Source organism: Archangium lipolyticum (genome assembly GCF_024623785.1).
GTDB classification, from domain to species: Bacteria; Myxococcota; Myxococcia; order Myxococcales; family Myxococcaceae; genus Archangium; species Archangium lipolyticum.
The window spans coordinates 94,295-116,700 of record NZ_JANKBZ010000019.1 but is presented as its reverse complement, the minus strand read 5'-3'; the positions used below and the strand labels follow the sequence as shown (position 1 = coordinate 116,700).

Below are 22,406 nucleotides of genomic sequence, written 5' to 3'. Positions count from 1 at the left end.
CTTTCCGCTCGGTCTCCTCCCGAGACCAGCCCCTTTGCCCAGGAGTCAGCAGACATGCCGGAAGAACGCAGGCTCGGAGAGGTTCCCGGACCCAGAGGCCATTGGTTCTGGGGCAGCATCCAGGAACGGCGGCGCGAACCGCTCCAGCTCTTCACCCGCGCCCATCAGGAGCACGGAGACTTCGTCCGCCTGCGCATGGGGCCCACCATCCACCTCCTGTCCCTGGCCAGCCCCGAGCTCATCAAGCACGTGCTGGTCGATCATGCCGACAGGTACAACAAACCGCCCAGCTTCCTGCGCGACGTGCGCGACCTGCTCGGCAACGGCCTCTTCAGCAGCGAAGGTGACTTCTGGAAGCGCCAGCGCCGCCTCATGCAGCCCTCCTTCCACAAGGAGCGCCTCGCCACCCTCGCCGAGGGCATGGTGGACGTCACCGGGCAGATGCTGGCGCGCTGGCGGTCCCACTCGACCTCCGCGCCCCTCGACATCTTCAGCGAGATGATGCGCCTGACCCTCGCCGTCGTCGGCCGCGCCCTCTTCTCCACCGACGTCAGCGGCACCGCCGAGCGCGTCGGCCAGGCCATGGCCGTCGCGCTCGAGGAGGTCAACTACCGCGGCCTCTCCTTCGGCCTGCGTCCTCCGGACTTCATCCCCACCGCGCGCAACCGTGCCTGGCGCCGCGTCCTGTCCACCCTCGACGCCATCGTCTTCGACATCATCGCCCGCCGCCGCGAAGGCCAGACGCACGGGGATGATCTGCTCGCCACGCTCATGGCCACCCAGGACGCCGACACCGGCGAGCGCATGACGGATCAACAGCTGCGCGACGAGACGATGACCCTCTTCCTCGCCGGTCACGAGACCACCGCCACCGCACTCGCCTGGATGTGGCACCTGCTGTCCCAGCATCCCGACGTGGAGGCCCGTGCCCGCGCCGAGGTGGACACCGTGCTCGGCGACAGGCTCCCCACCGCCGACGATCTCCCCCACCTGCGCTACCTCACCCAGATATTCGAGGAGACGCTGCGCCTCTACCCGCCCGCGTGGCTCTTCGCCCGCCAGCCGGTGAAGGAGGACGTGCTCGCGGGCGTCCACATCCCCGCGAGCCCGCGCGTCATCGTCACGCTCAACGCCTACGTCCTCCAGCGCAACCCGAAGCTGTGGCCCGACCCCGAGCGCTTCGACCCGGACCGCTTCTCGCCCGAGCACGCCGCGGACCGGCCCCGCTTCTCCCTCCTCCCCTTCGGCGGAGGCCAGCGCCTGTGTATCGGCAACGCCTTCGCCCTCATGGAGGCCACGCTCATCACCGCCACCGTGCTGCAGCGCTTCCAGCTGCGCGCGCTGCCCGGCCGCCCCGTGGAGCCCGAGCCGCTCATCACCCTGCGGCCCAAGGGAGGGCTCCCCATGCTCCTGGAGCCCCTGAGCCGCCCGGCCCGGGTCACCCTACCCGCGTAGGAACGCGGTGCCGTGACTGCCGGGCTTCTCGGCCTCGCGCAGCACGGCGTCGTTGGGAGAGATGCCCACGATGTGGATGGCCTCGATGCCCTCCTCGAGCATCTCCAGGCTCTCCTCCACCTTGGGAATCATGCCGCCCTGGATGACGCCGGAGGCGATCTTCGCGCGGGCCTCGGCGGGGGTGAGGGTGGGCAGGCGGGTGGAGGGGTCGTCCTTGTTGGCGAGCACGCCGGGCACGTTGGACACGAGGAACAGCTTGGCGGCGCCGAGCTTCGCGGCCACACGGGTGGCCACGGTGTCCGCGTTGACGTTGAAGACGTTGCCCTGGGCGTCCCCGGAGAGCGAGCCGAGCACGGGGACGAAGCCCGCGTCGGCGATGCGCTGGAAGAGCGCGGTGTCCACGCCGGTGATGTCGCCCACCAGGCCGAGGTCCACGGGCTCCGGCCCCGCGCCGCTCATGACCTTGGGAGGACGGCGCTTCGCGTCGACGAGCCCGGCGGACATGCCGGTGGTGCACAGGGCGGGGACACCGGCGATGCGAAAGGCGGAGGCCACGTCCACGGACACCTGGCCCGCGAGCGTCATCTTCATCACCTCGAGGGTGGCCTCGTCGGTGTAGCGGCGGCCGGCGACCATCTTCGGCTGAAGCCCGAGCCTCTTCTGCATCTCGGTGGCCTGGGGCCCGCCACCGTGGATGACGGTCACGCGGATGCCCGCGTCGAGGAAGGCGCGCACGGCGGCGCCCACGCTCGCGGCGAGCTTCGGCTTGTCCATGGCCAGCTCGCCGCCGATCTTCACGACGAACCAGCGCCCCCGGAAGTCGGTGAGCGCGCTCATGGCCACAGTCCCGGCTCGGCGAGGGTGAGGCGCTCGTCCCAGCCCATCATCAGGTTGAAACTCTGGATGGACTGACCGGCGCCGCCCTTCACCAGGTTGTCGAGCGCGGAGAAGCACACCACGCGGCGGGTGTTGCCGGTGACGGGGCCGAGCGTGAAGCCCACCTCCACGTAGTTGCTGCCGGACACGCCCACCACCTCGGGCTGACGGCCGCCGCCGACGATGCGGATGAAGGGCTCGTTGCCGTAGGCCGACTTCCACGCGGCGGCGAGCTGCTCCTGCGTGACGGAGGCGGGCACCTCGGCGAACGAGGTGGAGAAGATGCCGCGCGGCAGCGGCGCGGACACGGGCACGAACTCCAGCGACATGTCCTCCTTGCCACCGGCGATGCGCAGCGTCTGGAGGATTTCGGGGATGTGCTGGTGCTCGAGCGGCTTGTAGGTGCGCAGGTTCGCCGCGCGCAGCGGGTGGTGCGTCGTAATCTGCGGGTTGGCACCACTGCCCGAGGAGCCGGTGGCGGCCACGGTGTGGATGGGACCGGTGAGCAGCCCGGCCTTGGCGAGCGGCATCAGGCCGAGCGCGATGGTGGTGGCGAAGCAGCCAGGGCTGGCGATGTAGCGCGCCTTGCGGATGGCCTCGCGGTTGAGCTCGGGCATGCCGTAGGTGAAGGCGCCGTCGGTGAGCATCTGCGGAGCCGGGTGGTCCACGCCGTAGTACTTCGCGTAGGAGGCCGCGTCGCGCAGGCGGAAGTCGCCGGACAGGTCCACGATGCGCACGCCCGAGTTGATGATGTCGAGCACCACCTTGGCGGTGGTCTTGTGGGGCATGGCCAGGAAGACCACGTCCGCGCCGGCCACGGCCTGGGCGGGAGGCAGCTCCTGGAAGGAGAGGTCGGTGAGCCCGGCGAGGTTGAAGTGGACGTCGCCCACCTTCTTGCCGATGTTGTCCACCGCGGTGACGCGGATGACCTCCACGTGGGGGTGGAAGAGGAGGCGGCGGAGGATCTCGGCCCCGCCATAGCCGGTACCGCCGATGAGGACTGCCTTGACCTTGTTGGCCATGTGCACTGTCTCCGTGAGGTACTGCCCGGGGCGTGTATAGAGGTGCCCCGGCTGGGAAATCCACCACCCCGCGCCTCTGACGCGGCGGGCCAGGAGGACCTGTCTCCTCCCCTACAGCCCAAGGCGGCGGTCTCACTCCGGGTGTGCCCCTCGCGGGCCACGGGACGGCATCAAGGTGCTTGGCCTCGGAACGGAGGCTGTGGAACGGTGCACGCACCATGAGCACGGAACTGAAGCTGCGCCCTATTGAGTCGCGGGACGATGCGGTGGTGGCGGCCATCATCCGCCAGGTGATGCCGGAGTTCGGAGCGAGCGGACCGGGCTTCGCCCTCCACGATCCGGAGGTGAACGGGATGAGCGGGGCCTACTCACGCCCGGGATGCGCCTACTGGGTGGTGGAGGACGGGACGGGCCGGGTGTTGGGAGGAGGAGGCATCGCGCCGCTGGATGGCGGCGAGCCGGGCATCTGCGAGCTGCGGAAGATGTACTTCCTGCCCGAGCTGCGTGGGCGCGGCGTGGGCGAGCGTCTGGTGCGCCACTGTCTGGCCTTCGCCCGGGAGGCGGGTTACCGGACGTGCTACCTGGAGACGCTGTCGGGGATGAAGCAGGCGCAGAAGCTGTACAGCCGCCTGGGCTTCCAGCAGCTGCCGCGCCCCCTGGGCGCCACGGGCCACTTCAGCTGCGACCGCTTCTACGCGCTCGACCTGACCGCCTAGATCCGGACCTCGGGAGACGGAAATCCCCCCGGCGGTAGTGGAGTTGAAGAATTACATTCATGCCACGGTTTGGACCGCGTGCGGTGTATATCTTTGATATCGCTGCACGCGAACCCCGGAACAAAAACACTTTCACGCCTTGCACCTGGCGAGGTCCGCCGCCACCTCAAGGGCCCATGCCCCCCGGTGCATCCTTCTCGTTCGATGATTCCCAGTGGCCGCTGATGGTGGTGCGGCTCACCGGCGAGCTCTCCTCCCAGGACTTCGAGAGCTATCTGAGCCGGGCCTCCCACTACCTGCAGCGCCAGCAGAGACACGTCTGCATCTTCGACGTGAGCACGCTCCGGCTCTTCTCGAGCGAGCAGCGGCAGCGGCAGGTGGAGTGGCTCAAGGCGCACGAGGTGCTGATCCACCAGACGCTGCTCGGCATCGCGTACGTGGTCACCTCGCCCGTGGTGCGGCTGACGATGAGCGTCATCTTCCACCTCAAGACGCCGTCGGCCCCCTACACCATCGTGCCCGACCTGGGCGCCGCGGCGGCCTGGGCGGCGGCCTGCCTCGACAAGACGAGCCTGCGGCCCGTCGCCGAGCGCATCCGGAGCCAGTTCTGCTCCGGCAGGGAAGGAGACGCCGTGTTGCCCCAGGCCGGAGCACTCCCGCGGCATCCCCTCCCCGAGCCGCGCGCCGAAGACTAGTCGTCGGTCGCGTCCTCGACCTTGTCGCCCGCCTTCTCCGCGGCGTCCTCGACCTTGTCGCCCGCCTTCTCCGCCGTGTCCTCGACCTTGTCGCCCGCCTTCTCCACGTTGTCCTCGGCGCGCTCACGGGTATTGCGGTGGCAGCCCGTTCCAGCCAACAGGGTCCCCAGCGCCACGGCCAGCAGTGCCTTCTTCATCATGCTCCTCTCCTCTCGTGTGGCCCCGGCCTCGGCCGCCGGAGCCTTGTCACGCGGAGGAAGGTAGGAACGCGCCGCCGGTTGCACAGGGGTTGCACGAAGAAAGAAGCGGGCCACTCCCGTGTTCACTGACGGATACGGCGGCAGAGCGCGGACGCCGCCAGGAAGCCGTAGCTGAAGCCCTTGCGGAAGAGCTTCGTGTACACCCAGCCCACCCCGGGAACGGCGGCGATCATGTCGCCGAAGCTCCACATCTCCTCATGCGCGTGGATGAGGGGCCTGACGTCCCCTGCCGGAGTGCCCACGAGGGTGAAGTCGAAGACGAGGATGGTCCTGAGTGGGTAGGTGTACAGCCAGCTGAACTGCTTCAGGTTCATCACCCCGTCGACGATGGCGCGCCCCTTCTCGTGCCCCTCCTCCAGCTGGACATTGAGCTGGAAGATGTCGAAGTCGAAGGAGAACATGCAGTGGAAGCCGGCCGCGCCGCGCCGGTAGGTCTCACGGCCCCCGCCGCGCTGCCAGGGGTCCGTGAAGGTGACATCCTCCGCCAGGAAGGGCACGACCTCCTCATCCAGGACACGGGCGGGAACGCTCGTGTCGTAGAGCAGATGGGTGATGCGCCGGAAGCGCTCCTCCAACTGTTGAATGAGCGCCCGCTCTCCGTCCCGCCTGGGGTTGCTCTTGCCCTGCCCTCTCCCCGATGTCGATGCCGTCGTCATGGCTGCGCGCAGGGTAGGCATCGCCCCATCCCCCGGGAAGCCATCATGCCGGATTCAGGGCAGCTCGCCCTTGCCAGCAAAGGCTTGCATCCATGCCTGCTCGTCGCGAGCCCTGGGCGCACAGGACTCCTCCTGCAGCGAGGCCAGGGGCCAACGGTAGTAGGCCGCCTGCTTCAAGGCCTCCTCCCACTTCCCCAGCTCCAGCCAGGCGGCGATGCATTGCTCCCGGGACGGGGTGTGCCCCGTCAGCTCGGAGCCGCGCATCTGGAGCCGCAGCCCCATATCCAGCTCCAGGTCCGAACGCTGCTCGCGCAGGCGAGCCCCCACATCCCAGAGAAGCCGCCCCAACCACCGCTGCTCGTCCTCGGACAGGTGCGTCTTGCTGGCATTGGCCCGCTGCACGAGCCACGGGCCGAGGAAGATACCCTGGGCCAGCGTGGCCATCAGCCAGGCATGGTGGCTGGGTGCGAGCAGGAGTCCCTCGAAGAGCGCGCGCATCTCCAGGAAGAACTCCTCGCTCGAGGGATTCTTCCACTCGGGCAACGCGACGAGCTTCTCGAGCGACTCCAGGTCGCTGCGCTCGAAGGGAGCTGTTCGAGGCCTGCCGGACAGGAAGGACAACAGGGCGAGTTGGAGGGTCCGGGAAGAGGACCCGGTGAGTTGACCGAGCCGCTCCTCCACCACGGGCCGCAGACGCTGGCTCAGCGGCGTTTGCGCGTCGAGCGCGTGGAGCTGCTGACACAGGACCATGAGGAGTGGCACGGATTGACTGACGCGCACTTGTTCGAGGGCCCACTCCTGGCGCGGCTCCATCAGCGATTCCGGATGCAATACCGCCAGGGGGAAGCGCTGGGCCTCCGTCGCGGCCTTCCAGGCGGCCGCGGTGTCGGCGAGCAGGAGATTCCACTCCAGCGGCTGGGGAAGCAGGGTGCTTTTGCGGAAGTCAGGCCTGCCGAGCGCCGTCCAGGTGTCGAGGAAGGCATGACGCCAATCCGGCGCGTGGGGCCTGCGTCTGGCGAGCTCGCGCAGCAGGCGCGCCTCCGGAGCGTCTCGCACATTGGAGAACGCGAGGTGCCATTCCACCCGGCTCCAATCGCCCCGCTCCATGGACAGACACGCGCTCAACAGCCGGGCCGGCCTGCTGGGCGTGAGGGGCTGAAGCAACCTGTCCAGCCCAGCAACCGCGTCCGGGTGCCCCGAGAAACAGGCCAGGGCAACCTGCTGTGTGAACGAATCGGCCCAGATCTCACTGTCCGACTCCACCGCGACGAGCCCCCGCCGTCCGCCAAGCCACTCGAAGGCGGCCCACCCAGCTCCCGCCGTGACCGGCACCAGCCCCAGGGCCCAACGCAGCACCCGGCGGCGCGGCCACCGAGGATCCCGCTCTCCTGTACCTACTGGGGCCGCGCCAAGCTGTCCCGCCGCGCCGTCTTCCGTACCACCGTTCATGGTGCCTCTATAGTAGAGCCCATGCCTCCTATCGCGAAGAGTGAGCCCCTGCGGTTGCTGGTGCTCCTAGCCCTGCTGCTGGGAGGGTGCCTGGCGGAGTCAGAGCCCGTCGATGTGGCGGGAAAATGCGGGCCACGAGACCTGACCCCCGAGTGCTGCCTCAAGCAACTCCCCGGCGAATGGGAGCGCTGCACCGGCTCGAGCCAGATAGCGGAGCAGGTGGTGAGGACGCCCTCCACGGCACTCAAACTCGCCGCTGGCGGTGTGGCTGGCACCGTGGCAGTGCAATCCGTGCGCATCAATTCCGCCGAGCAGCGGGGGACGCAACTGGCTGCGGATCTCCGCTCAAAGCTCGAGAGAGCCATCGAGCAGTGTGTCCGCAGGGCGGATCGCGAGGTGAACGACTACCACTTCAATGGCAGGAGCCCGAGCCGGGAACTCTGTCAGCAACTCAAAGTCGGCGAACAGACGACGTGGGCCGCATACTTGGGGCTCTTCAAGCACGAGCAGTCCTGGCCATGTCTGCGCAAGGCACTGGACGAGTTATTACCGAAGAAGAACTACCTGCTCCATCCCCGTTTCCGGCGCGACGGCCAGACCGACAGGTGGGAGTTCCTGGATGAGCAGATGGTGAAGAAGATTGTGTCGGAGCAGGGATGGAAGGGCCTGACGGGCAGCATCGAGCCGGACATCGTCATCCTGGATGAGAAGAGCTTCATCATCCACGTGTACGATCTCAAGTTCCCATGCCCGGAGACCAACGTCGCCACCTGGACCAAGTATAAGAACAATACCTGGAAGGAATGGTCACAGGGTGACCTTTATAAAATAGCCCTCGGGGTAATACCCAGGCTCGCCTCCCCACGGGAGGGAGTAGTACCGGAGACGAAGTAGAACGAGAGGACCCTATGCGCTACCCGCGATTGCGATACCACGACAAGGACGGCGGGCTGCGCGCATGTGATGCCCTGGTCATGAGCTTCTACATGCGACACCCCAACGACCGGATCGCCCCCGCCGTCATACGTGCTCTGGAACTCTTCCGTGAACGGATTCGGCCCTACCAGCTTGCCTGGAACGACACGGGTGAGGGGCAAGCCGAGCCACTCGACGCTGCTTCCTGGGAAAGAACCCGCAGGAAAACATTGGCGCCAGGGCCCGACACGGCCGCCTTCATACAAATGTGGGATGACCCTCACCGGTTCGCGGGATTCCACGTGGACTATAGGGGGCTGGATGTCGTCCCCCTTCCCTGGCCCTACCGACAGGATGATGTGAGCGTCCTGTACCTGCGCATGCCCACGGAGTACCTGGAAGAGCAGGGCCCGGACCGCATCCGTGCGCTCGCTCTCGACATGGCGAAGGAGCTCCCCTTCAACTCGGGCTATGTGGACTTCGTCCTCTGCTCGTCCCGTGGAGAGCCTGATGAGGCCCTCGAGCTCATCCGCCCGCGCTACCCGGGAGTCCACCTCGCCTGGAGCGGGGCGAACATGCACATGAACACCTGGGTGGATGGGGTACATTGGATGAACTTCCTCGGGCAGCCCGTGCTCGGGAAGCTCGGAGGGGTGGCCGGCCTGCGCCAGCACCTGGCGCTCCCGGGAATCTCCATTCAGGAGATGAGTGACGACCGCGTCCTCGTCACCCTCGGTGAGCAGCCAGAAGTGGGAGACATCGAAGCAGGCCAGACGCTCCCCATGCACCGTGCGCTCGCTCGGCTCCTCGAGCCACACCTCTACCACTGCAAACCCATCTTCGGAGGCCCGAGCTCCGAGCCACTCCTCCGCTGGGAGCGCCGCTTCCTGGACTGACGAGCCTGGACCGCCTGTCGGCCTGCCCGCCCGGCGGCGCGGCGATAGCCGGAGCCAGCCCTCTGGAGCATCCCCATGTTGTCCGGAAAGGGAGGTGCCCGATGGCACAGGACCAGGACAGGGAGAAGCTGCATTCCGACGAGGACAAGGAGAAGCTGTACCCGAAGGTCGACTCGGGTGACGTCTCGGGTCAGGGCCGAGAGCGGCGGCCGGACGAGGAGTATCCCAAGCACCGCAACGCGGGCGAGTTCGGCACGCATGGCGGCCCCAACAAGCCTGGCAAGGAAGACGCTCGCAAGGTCCACGCCCCCGGCAGCTCGAAGGCGGGCTCCCAGTAGGCGAGAACCCATGGAAGCGCACCCGCGCGAGGACAAGCAGCCCTTCGACATCGACGTGGCGCTGGCGCGGGTGCGCGACTCCATCCAGGGTTTCGCCGACGCCGCCATGTTCGAGCTGGCGGCGCGCGGCCACGCGAGCCTCTTCGAGCAGCTCGTGGCCTGCATCCTCTCCATCCGCACGCGCGACGAGGTGTCCTTGCCGGTGTCCCTCCGGCTGCTCGCCCAGGCTCGCACGCCCGAGGCCATGCGCCGCCTGGGGCCCGAGCGCATCCGAGCCCTCATCCGCCCCGTGACGTTCCCCGAGCCCAAGTCGGCGACGATCCACGCCATCGCCGTCCGCACCGTGGAGGAGCTCGGCGGCGAGCTGCCGTGCGACGCGCAGGTACTCCAGTCCTTCAAGGGCGTGGGGCCCAAGTGCGCCCATCTGGCGCTGGGCATCGCCTGCGGGCAGGCCCGCATCAGCGTGGACATCCACGTGCACCGGGTGACGAACCGTTGGGGTTACGTCCAGGCACGCACGCCCGAGCAGACACTGGCCGCGCTGGAGGCGAAGCTGCCGCGGGCGCACTGGGTGGAGCTCAACCGGCTGCTGGTGCCCTTCGGCAAGCACGTGTGCACGGGCACCCGGCCCCAGTGCTCCACGTGCCCCGTTCTGTCCATGTGCCAGCAGGTGGGCGTGCGCAACCCGCGCTGACGCTCTCCCCCCTAACGGTCCACGGCCAGCAACTGCGTCACCCGCCGCGCGAACCGCCGCCACGGATTGGTGCGTCCTCCATGTGCGAGCGTCATCTCCTTCGCGTGTGCCAGGTCCCGCTCCCAGCACTTCTCCAGCTTGGAGGCGAGCCGCCGGTCGGCCACCACAATCGAGCCCTCGCGCATCCGGTGGAGCGACAGCGCGTCCAGGTTGGTGGAGCCCACCGTGCACAGCCAGTCGTCCGCGAGCACCGTCTTCGAGTGCAGCATCGAGGGCTGGTACTCCCAGATGCGCACCCCGCCCTTCAGCATCTGCTCGTAGGTGGCGCGCTGCGAGGCCCGCACGATGCGCCAGTCATGCACGGGCCCCGCCGCGAGCACCCGTACGTCCACCCCCTGCTTCCGCTTCTCCAGCAGCTGCTCGAGGATGGCCTTGGGCGGGGTGAAGTAGGCGTTGGCGATCCACAGCCTCCGGCGCGCGGCGGCGAACACCATGCGCAGCATGCGCTCGGCGTCGGACAGCCCATGACCTCCCGTGCTCTCCACGAAGGCGGCGTACCCCTCGCCCTCGTGCTCCAGCTCGGGGAAGCAGCTCTCCGGGAGCAGCGCACCGCCACACTCCTGCCACGTGCGCGCGAAGGCGAGCTGCATCTCGCGCACCGCGGGGCCCTGCACACGCACGTTGGTGTCGCGCCACTCCTCGGGACTGTCGCCCTCGCCCTGCCACGACTTCCAGATGCCGAAGCCCCCGGTGAAGCCCAACTGCCCATCGAGGATGACGAGCTTGTGGTGGGTGCGCCCCAGGAGCCGGCCCAGCCACCGGCCCGACAGGGGCCGGAAGTAGTGCACCTCGACACCTCCCTCGCGCAGCCGCTGCTCCACCTTCGGGTCGAAGTCGTGCTCGCCGCGGACCTCCTCGCTGCCCACCGGATCCACGATGACACGGCAGGCGACTCCGGCCCGCGCGCGCTCGCACAGCGCCTCCACGATGCGGTCCGACGGCTCGCTCGGGCGCCAGATGAAGACGAGGATGTGGACGGACTCGGTGGCCTGGCGGATGGCCTCGACGACCTCGTCGAAGATGCGCCCGTTCTCCACCAGCTCCACCCGGTGCCCCGGCTCGAGCCGCAGTCGGGTGGACTGGTAGAGCGCATGGCGGAAGGCCTCGAACCCGGGCGGCAGCACCATGGGCCCGCGCATCTCATGCTGGTCATTGAGGCGGTCGGGTCGCTCCCACCCCTGCGCCCCCGTCGGTGGTGATTCCATAAGCCGTGGGAAGGTAGGGACGCCGTCGGCCCGGGGAAGCCCTCGGGACGCCGAGCCCGCCTGTCCGCCCTGCCTTCCACCGAGCAAATACCCCTCTCCCACCGGGAGAGGGACGGGGTGAGGGTACCTCGTGTAATCAGGTTCCCCCTCCGCGCCCACCCCGCTGCGCCTACTGGATGGAGGAGGGAGCGCGGAACACCTCGCCATCGCGCCCCTCGAGCACGAGGCTCGCCGAGTCCGCCGGAGTCACCCGGAGCGAGGCCCGGGGTTGCCCCTTGCGGTCCACGAGCAACAGGCCGGGAGAGCCATGCTCATCGGCGCCGAGGATGGCGCGCGGGCGTCCGTCCTCATCCGCCAGCTCCAGGCGCGAGGAGCCATCCGACAGCAGCCCCACGGAGAAGAACTCGGTGCCGCCGTTCTTCCCGAGTGAAAGCCGTGGGGCCTCGTTCGCGTACACGGTGAGCTCGGCGAGGGTGGCGCCCTCGGCGGTGGCGAAGCGGAGGCGGGGCGAGCCGCTGGCGTCCACGCCCAGCAAGGCGCGGGGCTGGCCCTGGGCATCGTGAAGCACCAATCCGCCCTCCCTCCCGTCCTGCGCGGAGAGGGTGGCGCGTGTGTGGCCCTTCGCGTCCCGCAGGGTGAGGCGCGAGGCCACCAGCTCCCCACCCTCGGCGGGCAACCTCGGGCGCAGTGCGGCCACGCCCACCCCGAGCGCCCCCAATACGAGCGCGGCGAACGTGACGGACTGCAGGCGACGGCAGCGGCGCTCCAACCGCTCCAGGCGCGAGTCCAGGCTCTCCATCTGTCGAGACCTCCTGTCCGGGCCCACGGGCCGGCACCGGATGACGACAGGCTAGCCCGAGCCCGCCCCCCGTGCCCGCCAGGAACCGTGGACCTTGCACGAACGGAGAATTCCAGACGAGCTGAGAAAATCCAGAGATACTTGACAGACGCCATGTTCTTGCTGTTCAATGAGCTCACGAGTCGCTAAGAAGGCGGCTCGTACAGGCCTCTCGGGTTTTACCTGGGTTCGTCGGAACGGAGGATGCGATGTCACTGGAAGCATTCACGAAGGTCTCCGAGGCCTCGAAGCTGCTGGTGGAGCAGGGCTTCTCGGCACAAGCGGTGATGGGGGCCATGGAGATGGTGGGCCGGGCGATCGGGGTGGACCGGGCGGTCATCTACGAGAACAGCACCTCGACGATGCCGGGCAAGCGGCTGGCGCCGCTGAGGCACGTGTGGGGTACGGCGCCGATGACGCCGCTGCTGCAGACGTTCCCGCTGAAGGATCAGATGGCGGGCTGGGTGGAGGTGCTCTCGCGCGGGCAGCCGGTATGGGAGGTGGTGCGCAACATCCAGGGACCGCTGCAGGTGAACCTGGAGGCGCAGGCGGTGCAGTCGGTGCTGCTGTGCCCGATCAACATCGGCAACATCAACGGGCAGTGGTGGGGCTTCCTGCGGCTGGACGACTGCCACAAGGAGCGGCGGTGGTCGGCGGAGGAGGTGACCATCGTGAAGACGCTGGCGCGCTCGCTGTCGAACGCGCTGCGCCAGGACCTGCGGCGCGAGGCGCTCGCGCAGACGCGTCAGGACCTGGAAGCGATGATGGCCCGCTGCGCCGGCACGCGCTGACCACCCCCTCTCCCTCTCCCTTCGGGAGAGGGCCGGGGTGAGGGTATCTCGCCCCTCGGGTTGAACGCATCGGTGCTCACCGCACCAATCCGGCCTGGAACCGCTTCTCGTGAGCGGTCCAGGCCGCTTCGTTTTTCACGAACGTGTCGAGCGACTCAGGAAGTGCGCCGCGAGCCACGAGCGCCCGGGCGTACACCTCGAGCCGCTCCACGTCGAGCAGCCGGGCCCGAGGCACCCACGTGCTCCCGAACCGAGCCCCCAGAACACCCCCCGCGATGGCCGCGACGGTGTCGGTGTCGTAGCCCTGCTGGATGATGTCCGCGAGCACGGCACCGGGGGCCTCCTCGGCGGTGAGCGCGCGAACCAGACCATGAGCCCCACCGAGGAGCGCGAAGCCCTGGTTGGGGTGCGCCACGGTGAAGCCCTCGGCGAGATGGGGGCGGGCCAGCTCGGAGATGCGCTCGCGCAGGGCCTCCGGGGCGAGCAGCGGCCCTTCGAGCAGCGCGGCGAGCGTCTCCGAGACGAGGTGCCCACCGGTCCGGTCGAAGCTCCACGTGGAGCCCGACTGGAGCCAGCGCGTCTCCTCCTCGCGGACCACGGAGGCCACGCCAGCACGCACGCGGGCCACATCCTCACCCCGCGCGAGGGCGGCCACGGACCAGGCCACGGCGTAGGCCAGGGCGGAGGCACGCAGATCCGCATGGGTCATCATGGAGGACTCCATGACCACGCGGGCGAGCTCGGCGGGCGCATCGCGCAGCAGGGCGCCCACGGGAGCCACGCGCATGGCGGCGCCCATACCGGCGGAGGCGCTCCCCGAGTGCTCCGGGGCCCCGCCCTTCGCCAGTTGGGACACGGCGACCTGGAAGTTGCGCCCGTAGCCGCGCCAGGCCTTGCGGCGCATGCCCTCGACGAGCCAGCGGGCCCAGGACTCGCGTGTCCACCCACCCGGCTCGAGCGCGCAGGCGACGAGGGCCAGGGCCTGCTGGGTGTCATCGGAGTGGAGCCCCAGCGGGCGGAGCCGCTCGAGCCGCTTCTTGTCGCCCGCGAGTGCCTGGAGGGGCAGCTCGGAGGGCAGCTCCACATAGTCGCCGAACACCTGACGGATGAAGGAGGCGCGCCAGGTCTCGACGGGACAGCCGAGGGCGTCACCCCAGGCGAGGCCCCACAGGGAGCCCTGGACACGCTCCTCCACGGAAATGCCCTGAATGTCATTCGGAATCATAGTGTCCATAGGACACTATATAGACTCCGAACCTGACAATCGCCAACCGGGAGACTCACCGCCGGTCGCGCTCCAGATCGGCCAGGACGCGGCGGAGGTACCAGGCCTCGGTCTTGCCGGGGTGGCGCTCCTGGAGTCTGGCGAGATGGCGCGCGAGGGACTGCTCGGCCTGGGCGCGCGGGAGTTGGACACTGCGGAAGTACTGGTTGCGCAGGCGGCTGACCTCGTTGCCACCCACGACCCAGATGATGAGCCCGAGCAGCACCACCGCTCCGAGCACCACGAAGACGACGTTCCAGTTCACGCGGCCGGAACCTACCGCGAGCCCCGGCTCAGAACAGCTTCCACCACTTCTTCTTCGGAGGCTCGGCGGGCTTCTGCTCCGTCTCCGTCCGCGGACTGTCCACGGGAGCGGCGGCCGGAGCACTCGTGGGCCTGGCCCGCGGAGGTGCGGCGGGCCGGCGTCCGTAGCGCAGCTCCAGCGCCCGGGCCTTCTCCTGGAACGCCCTGCCCTTCACCGGGTCCACCATGGCCACGTAGTTGGCGAAGCCCACGGCCGAGGCGATGACGTCCGCGCCGTGCCCCCACCGCTTGCCCTCGGGCCCGGACTTCTCCAGCTGGTGCAACAGCGCGCGGAAGCGCTTGAGCGTCTCGCGGTCCACGCCGGGCTTGTCGTTGACGACGACGCCCGTCACCTCCTGCTGCCGGCCCCGGCGCAACACGCGCGTCTTCTCGGGGTGCGGCGTGAAGTCCTCCTGCCGCACCAGCCAGCGCACGAAGCGCAGCAGCTCCCCGGCATCGCGAGGCTCCGGCCCGTGGGCGGAGAACGTCAGGTCATCCGCGTAGCGCGTGTAGACGAAGCCCAGCTTGCGCGCCGCGCCCGAGAGCCTCCGGTCCAACCGCCGGCAGAGGATGTTCGTCAGCGCGGGCGAGGTGGGCGCGCCCTGGGGCAGCCGCCGCCCGCCCTGGGTGACGTAGTAGCGCTGTCCGTCCAGCTCCACCTCTTCCACGTCCGGCTCGGTGCACAGCAGCGCCAGCACCGTGGCGGTGGCCTCGCTGTAGCCCAGCCGAACGAAGACGCCCTTCACCCGCGGGTACAGCACCGAGGGGAAGAAGTCCTTCAGGTCCAGGTTCACCACCACGCGCGCGCCCACGTGCGGCCGGGCGTTGGTGACGATGGAGCGCCCCTCGCGGAAGCCGTGGGCCGCCTCGTGCACCGGCACCTTCTCGAGGATGTTCTCCAGCACCCACGCCTGCGCCGCCTTCAGCCTGGGCAAAGGCGCGGAGATGAGCCGGGTACCGCCCGTCTTCTTGGGCAGCAGGAAGCGCACGTAGTTGCTCGTGGTGGACGCGGTGCGCGTGAAGCACAGCGCCCGGAGCCTGCCCACGCTCAACCCCAGGGCATGTGCCAGCGCCTCGGGCGTGGCCAGCACCGGCAGGCCCAGGCGCGCCAGCTTCGCCTCGTCCGCGGTGCGCTCGCTCAGACCTCCGGACACGCCCCGGCCCAGGAAGAGCAGCTCCTTCGCCTTGCGCTCCTTCCAGGCCTCGGCCCGCGCCAGCCGCTCGCGCTCGCGCCGCTCCTTCGTCTCCTGCTGCTTGCGCCGGCTCTCCTCCAGCCGCCGCTTGCGCAGCTCGCGCTTCAGCCTCTCCAGGTTGCCCAGCCGGCTCTGCTCCGTGGCGAGCGCGCGAATCTCGCCCTGCAGCTCGTTGCGCCGGTGCATCACCTCCGCGGGATCCCCGGGCGAGCCACTGCGCTCCGGCCAGAAGCCCAGGCGCACCATCTCCTCGAAGATGACCTCGTCCTTGGAGCTGGCGCGGATGCGGTCGTACAGCTCCTGTCGGCTGCGGGGGCGCTGGGAGGACATGGCGGGTCAGTGAGAGAGGGAGGGTCCGTCCACGCGGCGGTCAGAGAGCACCTTCGTACTGCTCTCGGGACTGGACCGTCTCAACTCAAGCGCGGCCCCCTCCCTGTCGCTCGCAGGACCGACGCGGTCGACAACGCTGCGGCGACAGGGAGGGAGGCCGCGCACAGTGAAGAGCGGGCCAGTGATGCATGACAGGCCATGAGGCATGGACGGCGAAACACCGTCCGGGTTGCAAGGTACTGCCCCCTGACCGCCGCGTGCGCGAACCCTCTCCTCTCTCATGTGCGAGACACCCGTGAGTGCTGGAGCCGCAGCGCGAGCAGGTGCTCGCACGGCCCCCGGAACAACTTGTTCTGCTGGAAGAAGTTGCACGTGCACTCGCCCGAAACCATACGCTGGTCCCCATCGAGCCGCAAAGAGGACCGGAGCACCTTCTCGCCCTCCTTCACCGTGCCGCTCAGCTCCAGCGAGCCGTCCACGCTGGAGGGATTCGCCCGCACGTGCACCGCCCTCGCGTCCAGGAAGCGCGTGGCGCGCTCCTCGCGCTCGTTGGCGAAGCGCAGCTTGTCCACGGGCAGCGGCTCGCGGCTCAGCTCACGCGCCCGGTATACGCCCTTGTTCAGGTCCCAGATGGCCCGCCCCGCCTGCGTCCAGGCCGACAGCGCGCCGAGCACCGTGCCCCGCTCCAGCCCCAGCTTCGAGGCCAGCGCCTCGGGCTTCGAGGACCACGTCTCCTTGAGGGCGTCGAAGACGCGGCGGCGGGTGAGCTCGTCCACCTGCCCGCGCGGCGCCATCAGGTCGAAGTTGCCCGCGGTGGACCAGTCATTGGCCGTCCATCCCGACAGGCCCAGGGTGAAGGACAGGTCCCCCAGGTCCGCCACGTAGAAGGACGGCAGCCCCGTGCCCAGCAGGTGCACGGTGAAACGCCGGGCCACCGGGAGCAGCCGCTCCAGCACTCCGAGCCGCCGGCGGCCCCACACGCGGATGTCGTGCGTGCCCTCGCCCTCGTACACCGAGCGCCGGCAGATGACCTCCGTGCCCCACGGCTCGAACACCACCTTCACCGGCTGCCCCGGCGCCAGCTTGTAGCGCATGGAGCGCGGCCCCTTCTTCTCCTTGTGCCGCTTGAGCACGAAGAGGAAGTTGTGCACGTCCATGGGGTGCAGCGTGAAGCGCACCGCCGGCAGGGCCATCGCCGAGTTCACCTGAAGGAAGCCCCGCACCCACGAGTCCGGGAGGTCGATCTTCACCTCCTTGTACGCCGCGTCCGTGCCCGTGCGCGTGGTGAAGCCGCTCGGGTCCACCTCGAAGCGCGTCTGCTTGTAGGAGCGGATCTTCTGGAACTCGTCGTACAGCGGCTCCGAGTAGTCGATGTTCGTCGTGCCGCAGGAGAAGTCACCGATGTTCTGGAACACCTCGTAGCTGGCGCCCAGCCGGCCGTAGGTGGACTCGTCCTGGCTGAAGCACTCGAAGAAGCACTCGTCCGGGTGGATGGTGATGACCGGGTCGTACACGAACCACAAGTCCCGGTGCTTCTCGTAGAGGAACCTGAAGTAGCGCGCACGCGCATCCCAGAAGGGCTGCATGCGCGCCGCGCTCCGCTTCTCCAGCTCGGTGAGCTCCTCGCGCAGGGCCTTGAGCCGGCTGGCCGTGGCCTGCCGCTGCGAGGCGATGGCCGCCAGGTCCGCCTCCTCCTGCTGCGCGGCCCAGACCTTGTAGGCCGTCTTGTCCTTCGGCTTGAAGCGCAGGTCCGACACCACCACGTCATGGAGCGCGGAGATGGCCTCGCGGAAGGCCACGTTCTGGCGCAGCTCCCCGGTGAAGAAGGTGGGCTCGCGCTTGAGGTCCGGCGCGAAGGACAGCTGGGTCCGGTCCCCCTGGTGCTGCACCGCGGTGTTGCCCGCGTAGGAATACTCAAACTGCACGGCGGACCTCCACCGGACGGATGTGGAAGGGCATGGGGACGGACGGCTGCGCCTTCGCGATGGACAGCATCGCCTCCAGCGCCGCGGCGCGATGCTCTATAGCAATGGTGGCTGACATCCGGTGCAGCACCTCCATGGCCATGCGGCCACCGGCCTCGGTGCCCTGGCCCTCGCGCCGGAGGAAGCCCAGCACCCGCTGGCGCGCCACACGGCCCCGGTTCACCTGGCTCAACACCCGGATGAAGTACGGCACCAGCTTCTCCACCAGGGCCGGCTTGCCGCTGGCGAAGCGCTCCAGGTAGTTGGTGGCGAAGAGCTGCACCGCGGGCGCGGGGTGCTCGGACAGGCGCAGGAGCAGCACCGGCCCGTCCTCCTCGCGGAAGGAGCGCGTGAGCATGTCCCGCCCGAAGGCCTGCACGTCCTTGCGCACGCTGTCCGCGATGGAGACGAGCACCTCCAGGGAGTAGTCCTCCGGAGCGAAGCGCTCGCGGAAGTAGCGGAAGCCGAAGGTCCGCGCGTCGTCCCAGCGCGAGTCCAACAGGCCCACCGCCGTGGACAGCTCCGCGCGCACCTCGGGGACATGGGCCTCCAGCCAGCACCAGGCCCACTCGCGCACCGCCAGCACGTCATGCCCGGCGAGCTTCACCGCGCGCGGCACGTCCACCGTCAGCTCCGCGCTCCGGCGCTCGAGCAGCGCTCCACCCAACCCCTGCGCCGCGGCGTCCTCGGACTCGAGCAGCCGCCACACCGTCTCCGCTGGCAACAGGGCCAGCGCCGGGGCCAGCTCTCCAGAGAGCACCTCGGCCACGTGGGCCGGCACGCCCTCGGGCAGACGGCGGCGCAGCAGCGCGGCTAGCAACACCTCCACCACCCGTGCCCCGGCGGCGGGACTCGCCGCGAGCAGTCGCCCCAGCAGCGGGCGCACCGCGGCGCGCACGTCCGGCTCGTGGCTGGTGGCCAGGCGCGTGAGGAGCGTCTCCTGGGCGAGCAGCGCGGGCTCGGACTCGGAGAGCAGCGCGAGCAGCCGCAGGCCGAGGGCCCGCAGCGGCGCATGCCCCGCCTGGAGCAGCAGGTGGAGCAGCTCGTCCGGCACGGGCTCGGTGCGCGGGTCGCGGCGCAGCAGCAGCTCGCCACCAAGCTCCTGCACCTCGGGCACCGCGTGGGAGAGCAGGTCGCGCACCACCTCCAGCCCCACCACGCGGGAGCCGGGCCCCAGCGCGGCGAGCACCACGCGGCCCACGTCCACGGCCAGTGGCCCGTCCTCCTTCTTCATGGCCAGCAGCGCCGCCACCAGCCGGCCCACGAGCGCCTGCACCACCTGCGCGGAGAGCACCGAGCCACGCACGAGGTTGGCCGCATAGGCGCGGGTGTCCGCGTGCGGCGCGGTGGCCAGCCCCGCGAGGAAGCCGCTGTCGCTGGCGAGCGCGTGGCGCACCTCGTCCATCCAGCGGAAGGCCTGCTGGCGCGCGGGCACGTACGAGGCCCGCGCCACCGCGAGCAGCAGCTCCCGGGGCTCGCGCTTCGCGTCCAGCCGCTGCGAGGCCAGCTCGAAGCCGAGCCGCGCGGTGGGCTCGTAGGGACGCTCCAGCAGCATGGCCAGCGCGTCCACGTCGAGCCGGGCGAGGAAGTCCGGGCAGGCGCGCAGCGCGCGGGCGGCGAACGTGTGCACCGGGGCGCACCGGCTCTCGTCCAGCAGGTGCAGGAGTCCCTCCGGGGTGCGCTCCCACAACCGGGGGAAGGACTCCTCGCGAACATCCGGTGCCGCCGCTCCGGGCCGGTACGCTCCCTTGCAGTGGAAGGCGAGCTTGTTCTTCACCGGCTCGTAGCGTGGGCTCTCGCCATACAGGAGGTGATTGAAGGCCCAGTAGTACGCCCAGGCATCCCAGTGCTGCTGGTACTGGCCCCAGCCCGTGGAGCCAGGGACGACCGCGTCCGCGTCGCTGAAGGCGAGCAGCACGCCCACCGCCATCTTCACGAAGTCCGGGCTCTCCAGCTCGCCCAGGCGGCGCAGCGTGCGCCACACGCGGCGTCGCAGGTAGATGCGCGTGTCCCGGGTGAAGGCTCGCGGCCATACGCCCCGGAGCGGGAACTCCTTCTCGTAGCGCCAGGCGATGAGGCCGAACACCTCGCCGTCGTACCGGTACTCGGCCGCCTTGAAGAGGTGGCGCAGCACGCGCACCGATTCCAAGGAGAAGGGCAGCGTGCGCAGCACGCGCAGGAGCGCGGGCCGCACCGTCTCCGAGTCCACCAGGTAGAGGGGCTCGAGGACATTGCACGCGTCCACACGCCCGGAGGCGAGGTGCGCGTCGAGCGCCTTGCCGAAGGCTTCCGCGTCCCCACCCCGGGCCGGCTCCCTCAACGCGGGCGGCAGCTTCTCGAGCACGTCCTGGCGGAAGTCGGCGCGGGTGGCCTCGTCGGAGAGCTGAAGCAGCGCCTCGGTGGCCATGCGGCGCACCATGGCCGGCGTGGAGGCATCCCCATAGAGCTTCCCGAGCGCGGACACCGAGGCCTGCGAGCCTACCCGCCCCAGGGCGGCGGCGATGCAGTAGGCGCGCAAGGGCTTCGCCCTTTCCAACAAGGGCAACAGCAGGGGCTCGGCGGCGCGCAGGCGCAGCTCGCCCACGCGCCAGATGACGCGCTCCAGGTCGCGAGGCTGGGCACGCACGTCGGCACGGCGGAACCACTGCCGGGCACTGGCCTCCTGCTGGAGCTGTTGCAGGAGGACGTTCTCGCGAGGCGACAGTCCGGCCGGGGCCTCCGCCTTTGGAGGAGGCGGCGCGGGCGCACGAGGGGCGGGCGGAGACACCGGGGTACCGGGCGCGCCGCCGCGCACGTAGCCCGAGTCCAGCTTGGACTGGACGAGCTTGTCGAAGACGCGCTTCGCCTCGGCCTGGGGCACGGGCACGGACGTCTTCGAGCCGTCCTTCAGCGAGGTGCCCCGCCGCCCGTAGCGGAAGTTCACCACGCACTGGCCCGGGGAGACCTCCAGCAGGTCCACCTCGTACACCTTGTCGCTCTTGCCCTCCTGGAAGACCAGCACCACCTGCTCGAGCAGTTTCACGTCAGCCCACCAGCCTGCGGATGTCGCCATGGGCGCGGTAGAAGCCACCGCGCGCGGACTCGTGCACGCCCTCCACCACGTAGCGGCTGCCCGCCTGGCGGATGTCCTTGGGGAACTGCACGTGCCAGTCGGAGTGATACCCGGGGGACACCACGCGCACGCGCAACTGCGCGCCGTCCTGGTAGCACTCCACGATGACACCCTTGCCCACCTCGCGCGTCGTCTCCACGGTGCCGGCGGGGACGGCGGCCACGGGCTTGGGCGCCTGGATGTCGCGGGCCTTGGGCAGCGCGCCGGACTGCGCGGCCTGGATGGCCTTCTCGCTCGCGTCGATGCAGGCCATCACGCCCTCGGTGGTGACGAGGTAGAGCCGATTGTCGAAGAACTGCATGGAGAAGGCCGAGCCGCACCCCGTGGCCAGCTTCCAGAGCCGCTCGCCCTTGTCGTTGAAGCAGTAGACGCTGGACATGTTGTCGCCAGCGAAGACGTACCGGCCGTCATCCACCGCCGCGCAGGAGAACACCGCCGCGTCGCACTGCATGACGGGCCCCGCGTCCCCCTTCTTGGTGAAGCGGTGCACGAAGCCCAGGTTGGTGCACGCGTAGAGCGAGGACTCCTCCTGCCAGCCGAACAGGACGTTGCCCTGGGTGGGGCGGTGCCAGATTTCGCGGCCGTCCTCCCAGTCGTACATGGTCAGGCCGCGCCCATGGCCGTGGTACATGCCCAGCTCGTCGCAGCGCACCATCCACCCATGGGTGCCGACGCTCTGCTTCACCCACTGGGACTCGTCCTCGTGGTTGATGGCGGTGAGCTTGCCGCCCGCGTCGGACACGCCGAGGACGCCGTCCTTGATGTCCAGCCAGAAGATGTCCACGTCGTCCGAGATGGCGTAGGCCACGCGCGGCACCTTGCCACCGAGGTCATAGACGCGGCCGTCGTCGCACCCGGCGTAGAGCCAGCGGTCATCGGCGACGATGCACTTCACGCCATCCGCGAGGCGGAACTGGGACAGCGTGCGACCGTCGTGGTCCACCGAGTAGATGGAGCCGCTCTCGTTGCCCACCCAGCAGCGCGAATCGTCCACGAAGATGCCGAAGGCGCGGTCCCCGGAGTTGAACTTCCAGAGCAGTGGGGCCTGCGTCGCGGTGGAGCGGCCGCTGGTCATCTCCCGGCGGGTGACGGTGCGCTTCTGACGTGCGCCCATGACGGCGGGGGCGTAGCCCTTGCGGACCTTCTCGCCAATCTTCTTCCGCGCCTCGGCGAGCGCCTTCTCGGGAGTCGGGAATTGGGAAACCTGCGTCTGGCCCTTGTCGCCGATGCGGCCGTAGCGAACGGTGAGGGTGGTGCCCTCCAGCTTCACCTCGTAGAACTTGTGCGAGCCGCCCCCCTCCTCCGACAGCTCCAGGTACGTCCGTTCCTCGGCCATTCTCAGGTCTCCCCACCGGCGCAGTACGCACAGAGTAG

Annotated in this window: 21 protein-coding genes; 8 read left to right on the top strand and 13 right to left on the bottom strand. The window is 69.4% G+C overall.

Annotated features, from left to right (window positions below):
- Positions 1-54: 54 nt before the first annotated feature.
- A complete protein-coding gene (locus NR810_RS32790) occupies positions 55-1,455 on the top strand; it encodes a cytochrome P450 (protein WP_257458377.1) in 1,401 nt (466 codons plus the stop codon).
- Here the strand turns inward: NR810_RS32790 and argB are convergent.
- Positions 1,444-2,292 carry an acetylglutamate kinase gene (gene argB / locus NR810_RS32785; protein WP_257458376.1) on the bottom strand — a complete coding sequence of 283 codons (849 nt, stop codon included), beginning with the start codon at positions 2,290-2,292 and terminating at the stop codon, positions 1,444-1,446. The genes NR810_RS32790 and argB overlap by 12 nt on opposite strands.
- Positions 2,289-3,353 carry an N-acetyl-gamma-glutamyl-phosphate reductase gene (argC, locus tag NR810_RS32780; RefSeq protein ID WP_257458375.1) on the bottom strand — a complete coding sequence of 355 codons (1,065 nt, stop codon included), beginning with the start codon at positions 3,351-3,353 and terminating at the stop codon, positions 2,289-2,291. Before argC ends, argB begins: the two co-directional genes overlap by 4 nt.
- Positions 3,354-3,571: 218 nt before the next feature.
- Between argC and NR810_RS32775 the strand changes: the two genes are divergently transcribed.
- Positions 3,572-4,069 carry a GNAT family N-acetyltransferase gene (locus NR810_RS32775; RefSeq protein WP_257458374.1) on the top strand — a complete coding sequence of 166 codons (498 nt, stop codon included), beginning with the start codon at positions 3,572-3,574 and terminating at the stop codon, positions 4,067-4,069.
- A gap of 176 nt (positions 4,070-4,245) precedes the next feature.
- Positions 4,246-4,764 (top strand): hypothetical protein, encoded by a 519-nt coding sequence (locus NR810_RS32770; protein ID WP_257458373.1) that lies wholly within the window; start codon positions 4,246-4,248, stop codon positions 4,762-4,764.
- Here the strand turns inward: NR810_RS32770 and NR810_RS32765 are convergent.
- From NR810_RS32765 to NR810_RS32755, 3 genes are all read right to left on the bottom strand, one after another.
- The gene (locus tag NR810_RS32765) at positions 4,761-4,964 is read right to left on the bottom strand and encodes a YtxH domain-containing protein (RefSeq protein ID WP_257458372.1); all 204 of its coding nucleotides are present in this window, start codon (positions 4,962-4,964) and stop codon (positions 4,761-4,763) included. The genes NR810_RS32770 and NR810_RS32765 overlap by 4 nt on opposite strands.
- Before the next feature lie 122 nt (positions 4,965-5,086).
- On the bottom strand, positions 5,087-5,701 hold the full coding sequence (locus tag NR810_RS32760; protein WP_257458371.1) for a hypothetical protein: 615 nt from the start codon (positions 5,699-5,701) through the stop codon (positions 5,087-5,089).
- Positions 5,702-5,734: 33 nt separating this feature from the next.
- Positions 5,735-7,129: a hypothetical protein gene (locus tag NR810_RS32755; RefSeq protein ID WP_257458370.1), complete on the bottom strand. Its 1,395-nt coding sequence runs from the start codon at positions 7,127-7,129 to the stop codon at positions 5,735-5,737.
- A gap of 21 nt (positions 7,130-7,150) precedes the next feature.
- On the opposite strand from NR810_RS32755, the gene NR810_RS32750 reads away from it, so the two are divergent.
- From NR810_RS32750 to NR810_RS32735, 4 genes are all read left to right on the top strand, one after another.
- Positions 7,151-8,023: a hypothetical protein gene (locus NR810_RS32750; protein WP_257458369.1), complete on the top strand. Its 873-nt coding sequence runs from the start codon at positions 7,151-7,153 to the stop codon at positions 8,021-8,023.
- Positions 8,024-8,037: 14 nt separating this feature from the next.
- On the top strand, positions 8,038-8,940 hold the full coding sequence (locus NR810_RS52275) for a type VI immunity family protein (protein ID WP_306818695.1): 903 nt from the start codon (positions 8,038-8,040) through the stop codon (positions 8,938-8,940).
- 101 nt (positions 8,941-9,041) lie between these two features.
- On the top strand, positions 9,042-9,278 hold the full coding sequence (locus NR810_RS32740) for a hypothetical protein (protein ID WP_257458367.1): 237 nt from the start codon (positions 9,042-9,044) through the stop codon (positions 9,276-9,278).
- A 10-nt stretch (positions 9,279-9,288) separates the two neighbouring features.
- Positions 9,289-9,972 carry an endonuclease III domain-containing protein gene (locus NR810_RS32735; RefSeq protein ID WP_257458366.1) on the top strand — a complete coding sequence of 228 codons (684 nt, stop codon included), beginning with the start codon at positions 9,289-9,291 and terminating at the stop codon, positions 9,970-9,972.
- A gap of 11 nt (positions 9,973-9,983) precedes the next feature.
- Here the strand turns inward: NR810_RS32735 and NR810_RS32730 are convergent, their stop codons facing one another.
- Both NR810_RS32730 and NR810_RS32725 read right to left on the bottom strand, forming a co-directional pair.
- Positions 9,984-11,159, bottom strand: coding sequence for a phospholipase D-like domain-containing protein (locus NR810_RS32730; protein WP_257458365.1), 1,176 nt, complete (start codon positions 11,157-11,159; stop codon positions 9,984-9,986).
- Positions 11,160-11,406: 247 nt separating this feature from the next.
- Positions 11,407-12,036: a hypothetical protein gene (locus NR810_RS32725; RefSeq protein ID WP_257458364.1), complete on the bottom strand. Its 630-nt coding sequence runs from the start codon at positions 12,034-12,036 to the stop codon at positions 11,407-11,409.
- Between the two features lie 248 nt (positions 12,037-12,284).
- Here NR810_RS32725 and NR810_RS32720 point away from each other — a divergent pair, with 248 nt between their 5' ends.
- Positions 12,285-12,866 (top strand): GAF domain-containing protein, encoded by a 582-nt coding sequence (locus tag NR810_RS32720; protein ID WP_257458363.1) that lies wholly within the window; start codon positions 12,285-12,287, stop codon positions 12,864-12,866.
- Positions 12,867-12,942: 76 nt separating this feature from the next.
- Here NR810_RS32720 and NR810_RS32715 read toward each other — a convergent pair whose 3' ends face one another.
- From NR810_RS32715 to NR810_RS32690, 6 genes are all read right to left on the bottom strand, one after another.
- Positions 12,943-14,100: an ADP-ribosylglycohydrolase family protein gene (locus NR810_RS32715; protein ID WP_257458362.1), complete on the bottom strand. Its 1,158-nt coding sequence runs from the start codon at positions 14,098-14,100 to the stop codon at positions 12,943-12,945.
- 46 nt (positions 14,101-14,146) lie between these two features.
- Positions 14,147-14,395 (bottom strand): hypothetical protein, encoded by a 249-nt coding sequence (locus NR810_RS32710; RefSeq protein WP_257458361.1) that lies wholly within the window; start codon positions 14,393-14,395, stop codon positions 14,147-14,149.
- A 28-nt stretch (positions 14,396-14,423) separates the two neighbouring features.
- On the bottom strand, positions 14,424-15,956 hold the full coding sequence (locus NR810_RS32705; protein WP_257458360.1) for a reverse transcriptase family protein: 1,533 nt from the start codon (positions 15,954-15,956) through the stop codon (positions 14,424-14,426).
- A 278-nt stretch (positions 15,957-16,234) separates the two neighbouring features.
- Positions 16,235-17,881 (bottom strand): SWIM zinc finger family protein, encoded by a 1,647-nt coding sequence (locus tag NR810_RS32700; RefSeq protein WP_257458359.1) that lies wholly within the window; start codon positions 17,879-17,881, stop codon positions 16,235-16,237.
- Complete coding sequence (locus tag NR810_RS32695) at positions 17,871-20,942, bottom strand: hypothetical protein (protein ID WP_257458358.1); 3,072 nt, start codon at positions 20,940-20,942, stop codon at positions 17,871-17,873. The genes NR810_RS32700 and NR810_RS32695 overlap by 11 nt, the downstream gene beginning before the upstream one ends.
- A gap of 1 nt (position 20,943) precedes the next feature.
- Positions 20,944-22,368, bottom strand: a complete 1,425-nt coding sequence (locus NR810_RS32690; RefSeq protein WP_257458357.1) for a WGR domain-containing protein — start codon at positions 22,366-22,368, stop codon at positions 20,944-20,946.
- Positions 22,369-22,406: the final 38 nt, after the last annotated feature.

What these genes read in the sequence shown, in the direction of transcription:
- NR810_RS32730 (WP_257458365.1), bottom strand. Translation starts at nt 11,159, where the DNA reads ATGGTGCTGCCGCCCGGGTTCGAGGCCTTCCGCCATGCGCTCTACCAG.
- NR810_RS32760 (WP_257458371.1), bottom strand. Translation starts at nt 5,701, where the DNA reads ATGCCTACCCTGCGCGCAGCCATGACGACGGCATCGACATCGGGGAGA.
- argC (WP_257458375.1), bottom strand. Translation starts at nt 3,353, where the DNA reads ATGGCCAACAAGGTCAAGGCAGTCCTCATCGGCGGTACCGGCTATGGC.
- NR810_RS32775 (WP_257458374.1), top strand. Translation starts at nt 3,572, where the DNA reads ATGAGCACGGAACTGAAGCTGCGCCCTATTGAGTCGCGGGACGATGCG.
- NR810_RS32725 (WP_257458364.1), bottom strand. Translation starts at nt 12,036, where the DNA reads ATGGAGAGCCTGGACTCGCGCCTGGAGCGGTTGGAGCGCCGCTGCCGT.
- NR810_RS32690 (WP_257458357.1), bottom strand. Translation starts at nt 22,368, where the DNA reads ATGGCCGAGGAACGGACGTACCTGGAGCTGTCGGAGGAGGGGGGCGGC.
- NR810_RS32735 (WP_257458366.1), top strand. Translation starts at nt 9,289, where the DNA reads ATGGAAGCGCACCCGCGCGAGGACAAGCAGCCCTTCGACATCGACGTG.
- NR810_RS32790 (WP_257458377.1), top strand. Translation starts at nt 55, where the DNA reads ATGCCGGAAGAACGCAGGCTCGGAGAGGTTCCCGGACCCAGAGGCCAT.
- NR810_RS32720 (WP_257458363.1), top strand. Translation starts at nt 12,285, where the DNA reads ATGTCACTGGAAGCATTCACGAAGGTCTCCGAGGCCTCGAAGCTGCTG.
- argB (WP_257458376.1), bottom strand. Translation starts at nt 2,292, where the DNA reads ATGAGCGCGCTCACCGACTTCCGGGGGCGCTGGTTCGTCGTGAAGATC.
- NR810_RS52275 (WP_306818695.1), top strand. Translation starts at nt 8,038, where the DNA reads ATGCGCTACCCGCGATTGCGATACCACGACAAGGACGGCGGGCTGCGC.
- NR810_RS32715 (WP_257458362.1), bottom strand. Translation starts at nt 14,100, where the DNA reads ATGGACACTATGATTCCGAATGACATTCAGGGCATTTCCGTGGAGGAG.
- NR810_RS32770 (WP_257458373.1), top strand. Translation starts at nt 4,246, where the DNA reads ATGCCCCCCGGTGCATCCTTCTCGTTCGATGATTCCCAGTGGCCGCTG.
- NR810_RS32755 (WP_257458370.1), bottom strand. Translation starts at nt 7,129, where the DNA reads ATGAACGGTGGTACGGAAGACGGCGCGGCGGGACAGCTTGGCGCGGCC.
- NR810_RS32705 (WP_257458360.1), bottom strand. Translation starts at nt 15,956, where the DNA reads ATGTCCTCCCAGCGCCCCCGCAGCCGACAGGAGCTGTACGACCGCATC.
- NR810_RS32765 (WP_257458372.1), bottom strand. Translation starts at nt 4,964, where the DNA reads ATGATGAAGAAGGCACTGCTGGCCGTGGCGCTGGGGACCCTGTTGGCT.
- NR810_RS32740 (WP_257458367.1), top strand. Translation starts at nt 9,042, where the DNA reads ATGGCACAGGACCAGGACAGGGAGAAGCTGCATTCCGACGAGGACAAG.
- NR810_RS32750 (WP_257458369.1), top strand. Translation starts at nt 7,151, where the DNA reads ATGCCTCCTATCGCGAAGAGTGAGCCCCTGCGGTTGCTGGTGCTCCTA.